The sequence below is a fragment of the Gemmata obscuriglobus genome (assembly GCF_008065095.1).
GTDB lineage: Bacteria > Planctomycetota > Planctomycetia > Gemmatales > Gemmataceae > Gemmata > Gemmata obscuriglobus.
The window spans coordinates 5355797-5372832 of the sequence record NZ_CP042911.1 but is presented as its reverse complement, the minus strand read 5'-3'; the positions used below and the strand labels follow the sequence as shown (position 1 = coordinate 5372832).

14 protein-coding genes and 1 pseudogene are annotated in these 17036 nt (G+C 67.4%); 7 read left to right on the top strand and 8 right to left on the bottom strand.

What is annotated here, in order from left to right; translation table 11 throughout:
- Positions 1-52: 52 nt before the first annotated feature.
- Positions 53-862 carry an SDR family oxidoreductase gene (locus GobsT_RS22485; protein ID WP_010038646.1) on the top strand — a complete coding sequence of 270 codons (810 nt, stop codon included), beginning with the start codon at positions 53-55 and terminating at the stop codon, positions 860-862.
- A gap of 139 nt (positions 863-1001) precedes the next feature.
- On the opposite strand, the gene eboE is transcribed toward GobsT_RS22485, so the two are convergent.
- The gene (eboE, locus tag GobsT_RS22480; protein ID WP_010052331.1) at positions 1002-2168 is read right to left on the bottom strand and encodes a metabolite traffic protein EboE; all 1167 of its coding nucleotides are present in this window, start codon (positions 2166-2168) and stop codon (positions 1002-1004) included.
- A 206-nt stretch (positions 2169-2374) separates the two neighbouring features.
- On the opposite strand from eboE, the gene GobsT_RS22475 reads away from it, so the two are divergent.
- Positions 2375-3580: an MFS transporter gene (locus GobsT_RS22475; RefSeq protein ID WP_010052334.1), complete on the top strand. Its 1206-nt coding sequence runs from the start codon at positions 2375-2377 to the stop codon at positions 3578-3580.
- 142 nt (positions 3581-3722) lie between these two features.
- On the opposite strand, the gene GobsT_RS22470 is transcribed toward GobsT_RS22475, so the two are convergent.
- The gene (locus tag GobsT_RS22470) at positions 3723-4454 is read right to left on the bottom strand and encodes a M17 family peptidase N-terminal domain-containing protein (RefSeq protein ID WP_010040233.1); all 732 of its coding nucleotides are present in this window, start codon (positions 4452-4454) and stop codon (positions 3723-3725) included.
- 118 nt (positions 4455-4572) lie between these two features.
- On the opposite strand from GobsT_RS22470, the gene GobsT_RS22465 reads away from it, so the two are divergent.
- Positions 4573-5259 carry a sigma-70 family RNA polymerase sigma factor gene (locus tag GobsT_RS22465; protein ID WP_010040231.1) on the top strand — a complete coding sequence of 229 codons (687 nt, stop codon included), beginning with the start codon at positions 4573-4575 and terminating at the stop codon, positions 5257-5259.
- Positions 5260-5287: 28 nt separating this feature from the next.
- Positions 5288-8161, top strand: a complete 2874-nt coding sequence (locus GobsT_RS22460) for a protein kinase domain-containing protein (protein ID WP_010040229.1) — start codon at positions 5288-5290, stop codon at positions 8159-8161.
- A 204-nt stretch (positions 8162-8365) separates the two neighbouring features.
- Here GobsT_RS22460 and GobsT_RS22455 read toward each other — a convergent pair whose 3' ends face one another.
- Genes GobsT_RS22455 through GobsT_RS22445 form a run of 3 tightly spaced genes read right to left on the bottom strand, consistent with a single transcriptional unit; the run spans position 8366 to position 11458 of the window.
- Complete coding sequence (locus GobsT_RS22455; protein ID WP_010040227.1) at positions 8366-10207, bottom strand: amidohydrolase; 1842 nt, start codon at positions 10205-10207, stop codon at positions 8366-8368.
- 14 nt (positions 10208-10221) lie between these two features.
- Positions 10222-10788: an antibiotic biosynthesis monooxygenase gene (locus GobsT_RS22450; RefSeq protein ID WP_010040223.1), complete on the bottom strand. Its 567-nt coding sequence runs from the start codon at positions 10786-10788 to the stop codon at positions 10222-10224.
- A gap of 4 nt (positions 10789-10792) precedes the next feature.
- A complete protein-coding gene (locus GobsT_RS22445; RefSeq protein WP_010040221.1) occupies positions 10793-11458 on the bottom strand; it encodes a hydrolase in 666 nt (221 codons plus the stop codon).
- A 243-nt stretch (positions 11459-11701) separates the two neighbouring features.
- Here GobsT_RS22445 and GobsT_RS22440 point away from each other — a divergent pair, with 243 nt between their 5' ends.
- Complete coding sequence (locus tag GobsT_RS22440; RefSeq protein WP_010040219.1) at positions 11702-12817, top strand: C2 family cysteine protease; 1116 nt, start codon at positions 11702-11704, stop codon at positions 12815-12817.
- Between the two features lie 28 nt (positions 12818-12845).
- Here GobsT_RS22440 and GobsT_RS22435 read toward each other — a convergent pair whose 3' ends face one another.
- Positions 12846-14045: an ATP-grasp domain-containing protein gene (locus GobsT_RS22435; RefSeq protein ID WP_010040217.1), complete on the bottom strand. Its 1200-nt coding sequence runs from the start codon at positions 14043-14045 to the stop codon at positions 12846-12848.
- Between the two features lie 230 nt (positions 14046-14275).
- Positions 14276-14431 carry a hypothetical protein gene (locus GobsT_RS38060; protein WP_010040215.1) on the bottom strand — a complete coding sequence of 52 codons (156 nt, stop codon included), beginning with the start codon at positions 14429-14431 and terminating at the stop codon, positions 14276-14278.
- Between the two features lie 99 nt (positions 14432-14530).
- On the opposite strand from GobsT_RS38060, the pseudogene GobsT_RS41185 reads away from it, so the two are divergent.
- Both GobsT_RS41185 and GobsT_RS39870 read left to right on the top strand, forming a co-directional pair.
- Positions 14531-15073 (top strand): annotated as a pseudogene (locus GobsT_RS41185) (RNA polymerase sigma factor); the annotation flags it as partial.
- Between the two features lie 186 nt (positions 15074-15259).
- The gene (locus GobsT_RS39870; protein WP_232068410.1) at positions 15260-16291 is read left to right on the top strand and encodes a hypothetical protein; all 1032 of its coding nucleotides are present in this window, start codon (positions 15260-15262) and stop codon (positions 16289-16291) included.
- Positions 16292-16337: 46 nt separating this feature from the next.
- Here GobsT_RS39870 and nadD read toward each other — a convergent pair whose 3' ends face one another.
- On the bottom strand, positions 16338-16943 hold the full coding sequence (nadD, locus tag GobsT_RS22425; RefSeq protein WP_010040211.1) for a nicotinate-nucleotide adenylyltransferase: 606 nt from the start codon (positions 16941-16943) through the stop codon (positions 16338-16340).
- Between the last annotated feature and the right edge of the window lie 93 nt (positions 16944-17036).

Below are 17036 nucleotides of genomic sequence, written 5' to 3'. Positions count from 1 at the left end.
CGCAGCGGAGGGAACCTCCTCTGCGGTGAGTTCTCTTCAATCCAGGTTTCACATGACGAATCTGTTTAACCTCACAGGCGAAGTGGCCGCGGTGCTCGGCGGGACCGGGGTGCTCGGCGGTGCGATGGCCGACGCGCTCGCGGCCGCCGGCGCGACCGTCGCGGTGGTCGGCCGCAGTGAGGAGCGCGGCCTGGAGCGCGTTCGCGCCATCGAGCAGGCCGGCGGAAAAGCGATCTTCGTTTCGGCGGACGCGATGAGCCGCGAGTCGCTCACCGCCGCCCGCGACACGATCATTTCCAAGCTCGGCAACGTCACGGTTCTGATTAACGGGGCCGGGGGGAACAAACCCGAAGGGACCATCGCACCCGGCGGCGACTTCTGCAAGATGGGCGCCGAGGGGTGGAACGCGGTGTTCGACCTGAACCTCGTCGGGGGGACGCTCTACCCGTGCCAGATCTTCGGCGAGAAGATGGTGGCGGCGGGCAAAGGGAGCATCATCAATATCGCGTCGATGGCCAGCATCATCCCTCTGTCGCGGGTGGTGGCGTACTCAGCATCGAAGGCCGCGGTGTTAAACCTGACGCTGTGGCTGGCGCGCGAGTGGGCCACGAAGGGCGTGCGGGTGAACGCGATCAGCCCGGGGTTCTTCCCAGCAGAGCAGAACCGCCGGATGCTCCTGAAGGACGACGGCACCTACACCGAGCGCGGTCAGGCGATCATCGGGCACACCCCGATGAGCCGCTTCGGGACCGCCGAAGAACTCGCGGGCGCGACGGTGTGGCTGGCCTCGCAGCGGGCGTCCGGGTTCGTGACCGGGCAGAACATCGTCGTGGACGGCGGCTTCTCTTCCGTTACGATCTAATTTCGGCCAACGCGATCGATCTTTTCGCTTCGTGTCAGTTTGGGCCGCTATCTTTGTGGCACCGGCATTCCTGTCTGTGCGGCGAGAAAAGGCCGCACAGACAGGAATGCCTGTGCCACAGAACAGCTACAATCAGTCGTCACCCCAGGTCGTTCATGATCTTCTGAGTGGCTTCGATCTCGTTCGCCAGCGCCGTCACGAGATCGGCCCCCCCCTGCCCTGGCATCACCGACCAGGTGTACGTTTCCACCTCAATGTGCGGGGCATAGCTCAGCGCCGCGACGGCGGCGAGGGCCGGAGCGAGTGCGGACCGCGTCGTTCCGAGCGGCCCGAGCCGTTCCGCGTCCACCGGAACGTGGAAGTGGATGCGCCACACCTCGGCCGATTTGAACTCCGGTCCGGGATCGTTCAGGAACTCCGGGGTCAGGTCCACTGCGCCAACCGTCCGGCCGTCGCGCAACCGCGCGAACACCTGGTGCAGGTATCGCGGTTCGACGAACTGGCGCAGGGCCTCACGCCCCGCGCGGTTCTCGGCCGGGTCCGTCAACTCGACGGCACAACTCACCTGAACCTTGTTCACCCGCACCCCGGCCCGGTCCAGGGCGGCGACGCAGGCGGCCGGGTCCTCGAATTCTACCGCCTGGTGGCAGACGTCGTAGCACACCCCGATGTGCTCCCGCACGGCCTCTTCCGCCCCGCGCGCAGCGGCCACTCCCCAAAGAACGTGGAAGAACTCGATCGTTTCTTCCGTCGTTTCCAGCAGGCAGAACGGCTCGGGCTCGATCGCCACCCGGATCACGCGCCCGTTCTCGGCCGCGAGGCGGGCCAGGGTGAGAGCGCAATCCGTTAGCCGCTCGGCGGCCTGGAGGAACCCGGGCTGGCTGTTGAATCCCTTGAACCCGATCGGCAGGGTCGAGATGGACCCCTCGCCGCCTTCGGGCAGCAGTGCGGCGAGCACGGTCGCGCACCGCTCCGTGTAAGCCAGCCGCTCCACCGAAGTCCAGTCCGGCAGGTACACGTTCTCTTTCACCCGCGCGGCGTGGAAATCGCCGTAAGGGAACGCGTTGAAGGTGTGTGCCGTGAGCCCGCAACGTTTCAGTTCGTCGGCGAGCCGGGCAGTTCCGTGCGGCGCGGCCAGAACCTCGTCGACGACCGGCCGGGCGAGCCACAGCCCGGCTCCCAGCGGTCGCCCGATCCGTCGCATCACGGGCACGGTGAAGCGGTCGAGGCCGCTGAGGAGGTCGGCGAAGGTTCGGGCCGGGTGGACGTTGGCGCAGTATCCAAGCGGCAAACGGCTGAGCGCCATCACGGGATCCTCGTCGGACAGGCGCGGCGGAGGGCAACTCGAGATACCGCCGGAGCCCGCGTTCCTTGCAAACGGTGGGGACCGCTCCGCGGGTATGAGGATATCACGTAATGCGTGCCCCGGCACGGGGTATCCTTTCCTCCCGACACAGTGAACTTTGACGGCGCGAGCGGTGTCGGTGCGGAGACGGATTAACACGGGGGTATGTGGTGGTCGGAACGGAAGAACAACAAACGGCACCGGCGGCGGCAACGACGGCACTCACGGTTATTGTGGCGCTCAGCGTGTCGCACCTGCTGAACGACACGATCCAGTCGCTGATCTCGGCCGTGTACCCGGTGCTCAAGGAGTCCTACGCCCTCACCTACACGCAGATCGGGCTCATCACCCTGGCCTTCCAGCTCACCGCGTCGCTCCTTCAACCGCTCGTCGGCCTGTACACCGACCGCCGCCCCCTTCCGTTCTCGCTGACGCTGGGGATGAGCGTCACGCTCGGCGGGTTGCTCCTGCTGTCGGTGGCGAACACCTTTCCGCTCATCCTGCTCGCGGCGGCCCTCGTCGGCGTCGGATCGGCGGTCTTCCACCCGGAGGCGTCGCGGGTCGCGCGGCTGGCGTCTGGCGGGCGGCACGGGTTCGCGCAGTCCCTGTTCCAGGTGGGCGGGAACGCCGGGTCGGCCGCGGGGCCGCTACTCGCCGCGTTCGTCGTGGTGCCGTGGGGCCAGGGTAGCATCGCCTGGTTCTCGGTCGCGGCGGTGGCCGCGATGGTGATCCTGTTCCGCGTCGGGCGGTGGTACCGCGCACACCTGGCGGCGCGCGTAATGAAGAAGTCGCGCCCCACCCTACCGCCCGTGTCGGCGGGCAAAGCGGCGTTCGCCATCGGGGTGCTGCTGTGCCTGATCTTCTCCAAGTATTTCTACCTGGCGAGCCTGAGCAGCTACTACACGCTGTACCTGATCGAGACGTTCGACGTGTCGGTCCAGGGCGCGCAGGTTCGACTGTTCGTGTTCCTCGGGGCAGTGGCAGCGGGGACGTTCCTCGGCGGCCCGGTCGGGGACCGGGTCGGGTTCAAGGCGGTGATTTGGGGCTCTATCCTCGGCGTGCTGCCGTTCACTTTGATCCTGCCCTATTCGAACCTGTTTTGGACGACGGTGCTGACCGTGCCGATCGGACTCATCCTGGCGTCGGCGTTCTCGGCCATCATGGTTTACGCGCAGGAACTGCTCCCGAGCCGGGTGGGAATGGTGGCCGGGCTGTTCTTCGGGTTCGCGTTCGGAATGGGCGGCCTCGGTGCGGCGGTGTTGGGCTGGCTCGCGGACCAGACGAGCATCGGGTACGTGTATAAGGTGTGCTCGTGCCTGCCGCTCATCGGCCTGCTGACCGCACTGCTCCCGAACCTTCGCAGTTCACGGTGACGAACTGCTCGGATTGCTTGACCAGTTGGTTGTGTTTGTTTCTTGTGGCACAGACATTCCTGTCTGTGCGGCGCGAGAAGGCCGCACAGACAGGAATGTCTGTGCCACAAAGCCAACATCGACAACTGCAGCCCGTCGGTCGCTACTTTCCCTTCGATGTGTACGGCGCCGCGTTCCGGGCCTTGATGAGTTCGCTCGCCCCGGCCGCGGCCTGCTTCACCCCCGCGACCGTTTCGTCGTAGTAGGCCGGGCCGGCCTCGACCCACCACTCCTCGATCGTGGCGCCCTTGCCCAGTCCCTCTTTCTGGAGCCGGCGCTCGGTGTCGTAGGCGGTCAGCGCCCCTCGGACGACCGCGGCCTCGACGTCACCGGTCTTGAGCGTGTCGTTCCCCTGGTCCCGGAGGAGCGGGGCGAACGCCACCTTCCTCGCGCCGAGCCGCACCGCTTCCCGGGCCGCGACGCGCCCCACCCGCTCCATGAGTTGCAGCGACAGTTTCCCTTCCTCTCCGAGCCCGACGAGCAACAGGGCCTTCGCTTTGATGGCCCCTTCCGGCGGGGTGATGAGCACCGTTTCGAGTTCGTCGCCCGCGAACTCCCCGCGCTCCCGGAGGGCCGCAATGACGCCCCCCAGGTGCTTGTCCAGTTCGACCGGGGCGCCGGTCATCTTCTTCGCCCCGGCCGCGGTGTACTTGAAGTAGCAGACGACCTGGAGCGGCACGTCCGCCGTGTACGGTCCCTCCATGCGCACCTTGAGGGCGACCGCCCCCGGGCCGGCGACGACGGTCTCCTTGACCGCATTCGCATCATCCCCGCGGGCGGGGAGGGCAAACGGGGCGAAGAGTGCGGCGAACGCGACGAATGCGACTCGAAACATATCGGCTCCTCCTGTCGGATGGTTAGAACGTGCAGGTCAGCCGGGTGACGAAGGAATCCACCTTGGTCCGGTGTTGGAAGGCGGTACGAACGCGCCGCCCTAGAATAGCTAAGCGTGGGTGGGCACCACCGCGAACTCGCTCCGCCCGTACCCGGACCGCTTGGTAGGGGGCAAGCTCATGGCCGCAGGTGAGACCACCGCACTGGTTCAACAGTTCCTTGACGACATCGCGGGCGATTCCTCCGCCGAGCCGATCGTCCGCTCGCTGCTGGGGCGGTCGGCCCACCGCCTCGGCTACCTGTGCGCGACGCTCCTCCACCGCGGGTACCCGCGGCTGACCCGGCCCCCGCTGAACCTGCACGCGGACGAGGTGATCGGGGCCGTCGTCGAGCGGCTGCTGAAGGCCCTCCGGGAGGCCCGCCCGGCCAACGTGCGGCAGTTCTTCGCGCTCGCCAGCCAGCACATTCGGTGGGAGCTGAACGACCTGGCGCGCCGGCTGGACGAGCAGCCGCGGGCCGAAGAGGTCGGGGACGAGGTGGCCGCGCCGGGGGGCGACTCCAGCCTCTCGCCGACCGGTCGGCGCATCCTGCGGACGATCGACGCGCTGCCGCCCGACGAGCGGGACGCGTTCGACCTGGTCCGGGTTCAGGGGTTGCCGATGACGGAGGCGGCGGCCGTGCTCGGCGTGTCCGCGACAACAATCAAGCGCCGGGTCGATCGCGCCCTGCGGCTCCTGGCCGAGTTGCTCGCGGACCTGCAACCGACCGAGGGGACGACGGGTTCCGCTCAGAGTAATAGCGGGTGAACCGATTTGACGCGTGAGAAGGCCGAGCATGTCCGACCCGTCTGCCATCGACGAACTGCTTGACGAGCTGCTCGACTCCGGTCGCACCCCCGAAGAGGTCTGCGCGGGCACGCCCGAGCTGCTGCCCGAGGTCCGCCGGCGGTGGCAGCGGATCTGCGATTTGCGGGACGAGCTCGACGCCTGGCTCCCCCCGTCGAACGGCGGCGCGCCGGCCCCGCCCGGGCACACCGATCGGCTCCCGTGCGTGCCCGGCTACACGGTGGAGGCGGTCGTCGGCCGCGGCGGGATGGGGATCGTCTTCCGGGCGCGGCACCTCCGGCTCAACCGCCCGGTCGCGCTGAAGATGGCCCTCGCCGGGGCGTACGCGGGGCCGCGCGAGCGGGAGCGGTTCGTGCGCGAGGCCGAGGCGGCGGCCAAGTTGCGGCACCCCAACATCGTGGCCGTCTACGACGTCGGCGAGGCCGAGGGGCAGACCTACTACACGATGGAGTACGTCGAGGGGGGCACGCTCGCCGAGTCGCTCGGTGGTGCCCCCCAGCCGGCGCGCCAGGCCTGCGCCCTCGTCGCGGCGTTAGCCCGGGCCGTCGCCGAGGCGCACCGGGTCGGGGTGGTTCACCGCGACCTCAAGCCGGCCAACGTCCTCATTACCCCTGACGGCACACCGAAGATCAGCGACTTCGGGCTCGCCCGACTGCTCGACGACGCGGCCGGGCTGACCCAGAGCGGCGCGGCGCTCGGAACGCCGAGCTACATGGCCCCGGAGCAGACCCGGGCCGCTGCCGCGCCCGCCGGCCCGGCCGCCGACGTGTACGCGCTGGGGGCGATCCTGTACGAGCTGCTGACCGGTCGGCCGCCGTTCCGGGGGCGGACCGCGGGCGAGACGGTTCACCTCGTGGTCAATTCCGACCCGACTCCGCCGGCGCGGGTGATCGTCACCGTTCCCCGCGACGTTGAAACCATTTGCCTGGTTTGCCTCCAGAAAGAGCCGCACCGCCGGTACGGCGGCGCGGCGCGCCTCGCCGACGATCTCGAGCGCTTCCTCCGCGGCGAAGCCATCGCAGCCCGGCCGGACGGGCGACTGGAACGGCTCGCGCGCCGAGTGCGCCGGCGGCCGGCGTTCTCAGCCGCGGTCGGGGTTGTCGTGCTGCTCGCCGTCGGCGGGTTGAGCGGGGCGTGGTGGCTGGTCGCGGACCGGGCCGAGGCCGAACGCGCGCGGGCAGCGGAGCGAGCGGCGGCCGAGCGGGCTGCCGCGGACGACTTGGCGGAAATGCGTGCCCTCTTGCAGAAATCACGCTGGGGGGAAGCCCGGGCGGTACTGGACCGGGTACGGGTCCGGCTCGCGGACGGCGGATCAACCGAGCACCAGGGCCTCCTGGACCGGGGCGCCAGCGACCTCGACCTTGTCACGCGATTGGACGCGATTCGCCTGACTCGCTCTGAGTCTCGGGGCGGTGTGCTCACGTACGAACGAGCAGCGGCCGCCTACGAAGCGGCGTTCCGGGACGCCGGATTCGGTAGCCCGGATGAGTCCGCGGAAGTGGTTGCCGGGCGGGTGCGAGAGTCGTCCGTTCGGACCGCACTCGTCGCGGCGCTCGACGACTGGGCGACCCTGTTTGCCCCCGAGGCACGACGGAACTGGCTCCTAGACGTGGCCGAACGGGCGGAATCCGAACCGACCGTTTGGCGGTCGGCGGCTCGAACCCCAGCGACCCGGCAGGACCAGAAAGCGCTCGGGGAACTGATGACGACGGCCCACGTCGATCAGGAGTCCGTTCCGCTCATGTTGGCGCTGGCCGAGGCGTTTCACGCGCGCGGTGGAGACCCGGTGCCGTTTCTGACTCGGGTCCGCCGCGCCCACCCGGGAGATTTCTGGGTGAACCACAGCCTGGGGCGGATGCTCGATCTGGCCGGGCGGTGCGAAGACGCACTCCGCTACCTTCAGGTGGCCCAGGCTCTGCGGCCGGACGCGGCCGTCGTGTACCACAACCTGGGCATCACCCTCTCCCGGTGCGGCCGCCCCGGCGAGGCCCTCGAGCAGTACCGCACCGCCGTGCGACTCGATCCGGCGTGCTTCCCGTCCTACTACAACGCGGCCATCGCCCTGTCCGCAAAGGGCGACCACCACGAAGCGGTCGCAATGGCCGAGATCGGCCTGCGGTTCGCGCCGGACATCGCCATCCTCCGGTCGGCGTACGGCGACAGCCTGCAAGCAATCGGTCGGAAAGCCGAAGCCCTGGCACAGTACCAGCGGGCGGTGGAACTCGACCCGCGACTGCCCGGCACCCAGCGGAGCCTGCGGGCACTTTTGTTCGCCAGCGGCCGAACGGCGGACGCCCGGGTCGCGTGGGGGAAGGCGATTGCGGCGGACCCGCTGACGCACGACGAGTGGGACGGCTACGCCGAACTGTGTCTGCTCCTCGGCGACGAGGACGAGTACCTCCGTGTCCGAAAAGTCTTGGTCGAACGGTTCGGAGCGACAACCGACCCGTGCGTGGCCGAGCGAGTCGGCCGAACGTACTTGCTGCGACCGGTGCCGGAGGCGGATCAGTTGAAACGCGCGGTGGCGCTGATCGACCGCGCGCTCACCCAGACGCAGCCCCCACCGCCGGCCTGGGCGCGGCCGTATTTCCTGTTTGCGAAAGGGCTCGCCGAGTACCGGGCGGGTCGTCTGGACGCCGCGACGGCCGCTCTGACCGGGGACGGCGGGAAGGTGCTGGGGCCGGCTCCCGGTCTCGTTCTGGCGATGGTCCAGCACCGCCGCGGCCAGACCGAACTGGCCCAGAAGACGCTGGCGTCCGCCGTTCGGTCGTTCAACTGGGCGTCGGCGCCTGCGGACAATCGGGAGACCTGGATTTATCAGATCTTGCGGCGTGAGGCCGAGCAGCTCGTTTTGGGCCGGTAGTCGGCTGCGAGCGCCAGAGGACCGCGATCGAGCCTCGTGGAGAGACCAAAACAATTTTGACAGGATCAACAGGATAGACAGGATGAAAGCCAATTAGTTTGAAATCCTGTTTATCCTGTTGATCCTGTCAACATCTTCTTCGTGAACACGAAGCAGATGTGGGCCGGAACGAAGCCACGAAGCCGTCCATTCCACCATCAATTCTCAGAACGCCCAGCACGAGCAGCCGGTTCCCCAGAACGGATCGGCGCCGGTCTGTGGCGCCGGGCCGAACAGGCGGTGCAACAGACCGTGAGACTTCGATCCTTGGGCGCAGCAGCGGGCCATCGCAGGTGTGCCCGCCTGTGGCCCGCCGGAGTAGTACCCGCCGTAGACGCCGACCGGCGACCAGTCGGGCGAAACGGGGAGCGGCGCCGGGGCGAGTGGCGCGAACGCCCCCGCGCCGTACACCACCTTCCCGCCGACCACGGTCAGCACCGATTCGATGCCCCGGATCTCGTTCTCCGGAACGGTAAAATAGTCCGCCGAGAGCACAGTCAGGTCGCCGAGCTGGCCGACCGCGAGCGCCCCCTTCTGCCCGTCCTCGGCCGACATCCATGCCGAGCCCTGCGTGTACAGCCGCAGCGCCGTCGCCCGGTCGAGCCGGTTCGCCTCGGGGTACAGCGCGAGCCCGCCCACCGTGCGCCCGGTCACCATCCAGTACAGCGACACCCACGGGTTGAAGCTCGCCACCCGCGTCGCGTCGGTGCCGGCGCCGACCGGAATGCCCATCTCCAGCATCTTCCGGATCGGTGGCGTGTGCTCGGCGGCCTTGGGGCCGTACCGGTCCACAAAGTACTCGCCCTGGAACGCCATCCGGTGCTGAACGGCGATCCCCCCTCCGAGGGCCTTGATCCGCTCCAGGTTGCGCTCGGTGACGGTCTCGGCGTGGTCGAAGAACCACCGCAGGCCGGCGAACGGCACCTCGCGGTCGACCGCCTCGAACACGTCGAGGAACCGCCCGATCGACTCGTCGTAGGTGGCGTGCAGCCGGAACGGCCATCGGTGCTCGGCCAGGAGTTTCACCACCCGATGGAGTTCGCCCTCCATGCCGGGCGCGAGGTCGGGGCGCGGCTCCAGGAAGTCCTCGAAGTCGGCGGCGGAGAAGACGAGCATCTCCCCGGCCCCGTTCATTCGATAGTAATCGCTCCCCGATCCCGGTTTCGTCATCCCGACCCACCGGGCGAAGTCCTCGAGTTCCCCCTTCGGCTTCTGGGTGAACAGGTTGTACGCCACGCGCACGGTCATCTCGCCGCGGCGGTGCAGGTCTTCGATGATCTCGTAATCGTCCGGGTAGTTCTGAAACCCGCCGCCGGCGTCGATGACGCTCGTCACGCCGAGCCGGTTCAGCTCGCGCATGAAGTGGCGGGTCGAGTTCAGTTGGTCCGACGGCCCGAGTTTCGGCCCCTTCGCGAGCGTCGCGTAGAGGATCATCGCGTTCGGCCGGGCGATGAGGATGCCGGTCGGGTTCCCGTTCTTGTCGCGCTGGATCTCGCCGCCGGGCGGCTCGGGCGTGTCTTTCGTGTACCCGACGGCGCGGAGCGCGGCGGCGTTCAGGATAGCGCGGTCGTACAGGTGGAGGATGAACACCGGGGTGTCCGGCGCCGCCGCGTTCACCTCGGCGAGCGTGGGCATCCGCCGCTCGGCGAACTGGAACTCGTTCCACCCGCCCACCACCCGCACCCACTGCGGAGCCGGCGTGCGCCGGGCCTGCTCCTTCAGCATCCGGAGCGCGTCCGCCAGCGACGGCACCCCGTCCCACCGGAGTTCCAGGTTGAAGTTCAGACCGCCCCGGATGAGGTGCAGGTGCGAGTCGTTCAGCCCCGGGATCGCGCGCCGGCCGCCCAGGTCGACGACCCGGGTCGCGTTCCCCCGGGCTTTCAGAACGTCGTCGTCGGCACCGGCCGCGGTCACCCGTCCCCCGGCGAACGCGATCGCCGAGACCTCACTTGGCGTGTCGTTGGTTGTGATCTTGCCGTTGTGAAGGATCAGATCCGGTGCGGTCATGCCTCGCTCCTGCGCTACGAGTGATCGGTGCCGGCACCGGGCGTGCGCCGGAGCCACCGCCGGGCCATGTGGCTCAAAACCGGCATGACGACCCACGTCAGGCCGGCGACCACGGCCGCGTTAAAGATCAAGAAGCCCACAAACCAAGGAAGACGGGCCGTGAACGGGGCGAGAACGAAGGTCAGAACCAGGGCCGTCAGATTGACCCCGGCCCACGTGAGCAGAGCGAGCTTCCACCGGGGCGGCACGGGCACGAACGCCGCTCCGGCGGGAGCAACCCACGCTTCCAGACCGGAGGCCGTGTGGACCCGCGGGTCATGTTCCAGATGGTCTCGAATCGCTTCCAGAAAGGCCCGGTAGTCGTCCGAATCGCGGAGGTTCTCCCAGGCGCCCCACGACTCGAACCGGAGCACGGCTCCGTACTCGCGCCCGCCGGCCGGCGGGCGGAGGATGAGCACCCCCAGGTGGCCGGGGTGCGTCACGGACCGCGGAACCCACTCCCGGAGCGCCCGCTCGAACGCCTCCTCGTGCCCGGGGCGCACCACGCGGGTGACGACCACTGTGACGGGATCGGCGGGCATCGGATCAGTGCCCCGCCTTGAGCCGGGTCGGGTACGGCGGCTGCTTGTGGACCATCGTGTAGGCGTACTCTACGCCCTGGCCGTACGCGCCGGAGTGCTCCAGCGCGATCTTCATGACGGCGTCGTAGGTCTCCCGCCGCGCCCAGTCCTGCTGGAGTTCGAGCATCACCTGCTGCCAGGTGACCGGGACGGCCCCGGCCTGAACGACCCGCTGCATGGCGCACCGGTGGGCCACCTCACTGGTCCCGCCGGACGCGTCTTCGACCGCGTACACCTCGTACCCGGCTTCCATCGCCTGGATCGCGGGGAACGCGAGGCACACCTCTGTCCATAACGCGGCGATGACCAGCTTCTTGCGACCGATCCGTTCGACCTCGGCGACGAACTTCTTGTCGCCCCACGAGTTCATGCTCGTCCGCTCGATCGGCTTCTGCCCCGGGAACAGCTCGGTGAGCTGGGGCCACATGTTCCCGCTGAAGGCCTCCGTTTCAACCGTGGTGAGAATTACAGGCACGTTGAACACCTTGGCGGCCTTAGCGAGCCCGATGGTGTTGTTCAGCAGCGCCTGACGGTCGATCGAGGTGACCCCGAACGTCATCTGGGGTTGATGGTCGATGAAGATGATGGTGCAGTTCTTCGGATCGAGCAGGCCGTGAATCGCGTCCGACATGAATCGCTCTCCTGTTTGTGGCTTCGTCGGGCCTCACAGGAGCTAAGCGTGGAGGGTCAACGCCAGACCGACAGATGGGCTGCCCGCGAAGGGCTTTACGGGCAACCCAAGGGGTCCGTGCGCGACGCCCGCGTATCGGTCAGCACGGCCGTCCATGTTGTGGGAGCCGCCTGTCACCGCCGGCGCGCCGTTGTCGTGATTTTGGTTAGAGAGCCTCTCATCCCACCCCGGATCACCCATCCAATGACCGCGCGTCACCTCGTCACGTTCACGCTCCTGCTGTGCGTCGCCACTGCGGGCGCGGCCGACACACCAAAGCCCACCTTCGCCGATCGGGTGAAGGAGTCGTTCCCGAAGTGGGACGCCGACAAGAACGGCACCCTCACCCGCGAAGAGATCGACCGCGCCGTTTCCAACCCCGAGATCAAGGGCGCAGACGCCGCGGCCGTCGTTTCACTGAAGCGGGCGGTGCGGAACACGAAAACGAAGCTGCCGGCGCTTACGAAGGACGCGATCCTCGAACTCGCGGCCAGCACCGCGAAGGACCGCCCCAACCTGAACGCCATGTACGGATCCGCCCTGGAGCGCATCAGCGGCGCGAACCGTGAGCTGTTTCCGAAGGGCGTGCCGAGCCTCGAAACGCTCCACCAGGGGCGGCTCGGCGACTGCTTCTGCCTCGCCCCGCTCGGCTCGATGGTGTGCCGCAACCCCAAAGACGTGGTGCAGATGATCCGCAAGCAGGGCGACGGCTCGTACCTCGTGCGGTTGGGCGCGCGCGACGTGGCGGTCCCGGCGCTCACCGACGCGGAACTGGCGCTGACCGCCACCACCGGCCCGGACGGCGTGTGGGTGAACGTGTACGAGAAGGCGGTCGGGCTGCTGCGTGTCGAAAAGGCCAAGAGCGACGGCGAGCCCGCGTCCCTGATCGACCTGCTCGCGAAAGGCGGTTCGGCCGGGAGCACGATTGAGGTCGTCACCGGGCACCCGATCGAACGGTTCTCCTGCAAGTTCGCCAAGGAAGAAAAACTCAGCGAAAAAGAGTTCGGTGCCAAGCTCGACGATCTGCGCAAGAAATTAACCGCCGCGTTTGCGGAGAAGCGCCTCGTAACGTGCGGCACCGCGAGCGGCGGGACCAGGGTGCCCAACGTGGACGGGAACCACGCCTACGCGGTGATCGGCTTCGACCCGAAAACCGACGAAATCGTACTCTGGAACCCGCACGGGCAGTCGTTCACTCCGAAGGGGAAGCCGGGCATGGAGTACGGATACCAGACGAAGAACGGCCAGTTCCGGGCACCGCTGCCGGAGTTCGTGAAGGTGTTCGCCGGGGTCGCGTTCGAGGTTCCGCCCGCGAAGTGACCTTCCGGCCCTTGCAAGCCCGGGGCCGTCAAGTCGAGACCTTGTCGGCCCCGGGAAGCACCGCGCCGAAGTCGCGAGCGATCCGGTCCATGTACGCCGTTAAAAGCTGCTCGACGCGCGCGGGCGTGTCGGCGGCGACTACGAAGCCGATGTGGTTCTTCATCCTCAGCCGGTACACGATTTCCGGGTCGGTGAACCCGGACGTGTCGGGCTCCTCCTGGCGCGCGAGCGAGATCACCACCCCGCCGAACTTCTGCTTCAGCGGGGGCAGTTCATAGCCGTCGGTCCCGCGACAGACTTCGAGCCGCGCCCACTCGGACCACAGGTTCACGCCGGTCGCGTGTTCGACCATTTCGGCCGTGTTGGCCCCGCCCACGCGGGCGCTGGTCTCGATGAAGTACACCAGCCCGTCGGCGTGCGCCTTCATGAACTCGGTGTGCGACGCGCCCCAGCCCAACCCGAACCCGTCGAGCACCTGGGCGTTGGCCGCTTTCAGCGCCGCCACTTCCGGGCGCTCCCGCGGCACCGTGCGGGTCGCGTACACGCCGCCGCCCTGGTACACGTCGAGCAGCGGCCGCCAGTAGGCGTTCACCTCCGCGAAGATCACCTTCCCGTTCGCGACCAGCGAATCGACGTGGAACAGGTCGCCGGGCACCATCTGCTCGATCAAGCAGAACGACTGATCGTCGCCCAGTTCGTCGATGCGCTTCCACACCTCGTCGGGGGTGTGCACCTTGCGAATGCCCGCGGCGCTCGCTTCCGACCGCGGCTTGACGAGCCACGGCCCCGGCACGCGCGCCAGGAACGCGCGCACGTCGTCGTGGTTGAAGACCGGCGTGAAGTCGGGGATGCGGATGCCGAGTTCGCGGGCGCGGGCGCGCATCGCGAGCTTGTCGCGAAAGTAGCGTGCGGTCGATTCGTTGTGCCCGGTGTGGGTGAGCCGGAAGTGCTCGCGCAGGTACGCGCCGACCTCCACGTCGAAGTCGTCGAGGGCCACGACGCGGTCGATCTTGCGCGTCCGCATGATGTACGCGACGGAGTTAACGAGCGCGCGACTGTCCAGGAAGCTCTTGACCGCGAACACGTCGTCGCAGGCGTGCCGCGCCCACGGCTCGCCCAGGGCCGTCTCGACGGTGAGCAGGTACACGGTACACCCCTCGGCCTTGAGCCGTTCGAGGAACCGGTTGCCTTTGAAGTACGACGCGAGTGCGAGAACGGTGATTGACATGGGAGAGAGGATACCGCGCCGCGGCGGCACGGTGAAGAACCTATCCCCCAGTCCCTTCCCTGAAGGGAAGGGGTGAGCGCACGTATCGCATCCAGCGCGAATGGGAATCAAACGGACTGAAAACGTCTCGCGCTTGTATCGCGTTGGAACCACACACGTTCGCGGCGCCACCCCTTCCCTTCAGGGAAGGGGTCGGGGGTTAGGTCCACGCGAAGGGAACCGGACCGCGTTCAGCCCTTTCCCAGCACCAGATCCACGACCCAGCACCCGCGAACGTGTGCCGCGTTCGCATCACGACAGTGGTTCAGAATGTCGTCCGAGTCGCGCCCCGCGTTTTGAAATGTACTCACAAGGCTCAACATCGTGCGGAATTGGATCAGGAACATGGCTCCCCGGACTTGCGCGTCAGTCCGAAAAATTCCGCGCACCGGCGGCACCGCTCGCGGCACTATGAAGGCAGTGCGCGAACGCGAGCGGAGGGTGTGATGGCAAATCAGAGCGCGGGCCGGTTCATCCGTCGAATGGCTGAGACTGCCGGATACGCGCAGACCCCGGACAGCGAGTTGCTTGCGCGATTTGCGAGCGACCGGGACGAGACCGCGTTCAAAGTTCTCATCGACCGATACACCCGGCTCGTCTGGTCCGTCGCAGCCCGGGTGTTGTCCGATCCGAGCGACATTGAGGACGCAACCCAGGCCACGTTCTTGGTACTTGTCCAGCGTGCAGGCCGTGCGGGCGACCGGTCCGGATTGGGACCGTGGTTGGGTGGCGTGGCCCACCGGGTCTCGGTCCGGCTCCGGACACGGAGCCGGCGCCGACCGGGTCCACTCGGGGATGTCGAGCCGGCCGACCCGTTACCGGCACCGGACCTGAGTTGGCGGGAAGCGTGCGATTTGTTGCACGCCGAACTCGACCGACTCCCCGACTGTTACCGTCTACCGCTCTTGTTGTGCTACGTGGAGGGCTACACCCGGGACGAGGCCGCGACCGCACTCGGAGTCAGTTCCGGCGCCGTCAAAGGCCGTGTCCGACGGGGGTGCGTGTTGCTCGGTCGCCGTCTCTCCCGCTGGGGAGTGTCGCTCCCGGTCGGGTTGCTCGCAATCTCAACCGCTACCCAATCCGCCCGTGCCTCCTCGTGCCCGGCCCTGTGGACTCCGGTAAGCGAGCCCGCTTCCCCCCGCGTCAACGAACTCGCCCAAGAGGTCACCCGCTTTATGGCTTCCAAAACGAAGAAACTCACCGCGTTCGGACTGGTTACTGTCGCACTCGTTGTCGGCGCCGGACTCGTCGCCGGGTTCAGCCCCGCCCCGGCACACCGCCCCGTGAGCGCCGCGCCGGTTCCGAGGGCCGCACCGCCGGCGGCATTTTTAGTTCAGCACAACGGAAACCTCATGTACATTGCTGCGAACGGCAAGGAAGAAGAGAAGATCGATCCGCCCGCATGGAACGGGTCCCTGTCTCCCAACGGTCAACGACTGGCCGCGCTAGAATTCGCTGCGGACATCGGGCGAGCGAAATTGGTCATCCGGTCCCGAAGGGAACAAGATGAGTCGGCCACAGTTCCTCTCGTCTTCGGGCAACCCGGCCGGTCCGGGGGACACATGGTCTGGTCGGCGGACGGGCGGCGCACGTTAATCGTTGAGACCGGTTTCGGGGACAAGGGAAAACGGGAGTATGCCCACCGCGTATATGACTTAATCACCAAACAACTGACGGACGTAAAGCTCCCCGACGGATGCCTCGCCACCGGCTGGTCGGCCGACGGTAAGCGGTTCTTGGGGGACGTCCGCCCGTCGGACGATACTGTTCGGGTGGCTTGGCTCAGTGCCGAAGGGGCGGGCAAACCCGAGTACATCAGCCCCGACGACGAAATCGCATACGGCGGACGCTTGTCACCGAACGGGAAACGGGTCCTCTATATGAGTGGCCCGAAGCCCGCGAAGGACCAGCAGGCAAAAATCCGCCTGCACGTCCAGGATTTGGCTACGGGTAAGCGCACTCCAGTGGACGAACCCGGGGAAACGCACGGTTATTGTTGGTCCCCAGACGGCAGTCGCGTGGCGTACACCTGGCAGCGCAGTCTGGAGAAGCCGAGCGAGGTCCCCGAGCGCGAGACACAACTGATCACGGCCGATCCGGACGGCCGAAACCGCAAGGTGGTGACCAGCCGTAAGTACGAGGTTCCGGAGAATAGCTCCGGGCGGGCGAGCGTGGTACTGTTTTTCTCGGTGTGGGATTGGCGGTAAGCCGTGTGCCCGCAGACGTGGGCGCACGGTCCTGTCGAACACTGCGTCACACCGCAGCGTAGAGTTTGCGCTCGCGGGCGTACTCCTCCACGGACCGCGGAACCAGATAGCGGATGCTCATCCCGTCCGTGATCGCGCGGCGCAGCTCGCGGCTCGCGATCTCGATCATCGGACACGCCACGAACTGCAACCGCACCGCCGATTCGGGCACCCCCATCGCTTGCGCGAGTCGGGCCGCCGTCCAGAGCATCACGCCGGGGCGCGGCACCACGACCAACCCGGCCCGCTCTACGACCTGACGCGGCTCGTACCAGCCGGGCAGGTCCGGGAGGCAGTCCGACCCCATCAGCAGGAAGAACTCGTTCCCGGGGTGGCGCGTGTGAAGTTCCGTAAGCGTGTTGGCCGTGAAGCTCGGCGGCGGCAGTTCCTTCTCGATCCGGTTCACCTGAAACGCCGGGTGCCCGGCGATCGCCAGTTCGATCATCTCGCAGCGCTGCTCGAACCGCGTGATGTCCTTCGCCTTATGCGGTGGTGCGTAACTCGGCACGAACCACACCTGATCCAGCCCGGCCTGAGCCCGGCACTGCTCGGCCAGAATCAGGTGGCCCATGTGAACCGGATCGAACGTACCGCCGAAAATACCGATGCGCATATGCAGGCCATCAAGAACAGGAGTAATAGCCGCAAAAAGGCACAAAAGGAGACGAGCGATTCGAACGCGTTCGCCCTCTGTTCCTTGGCTCTT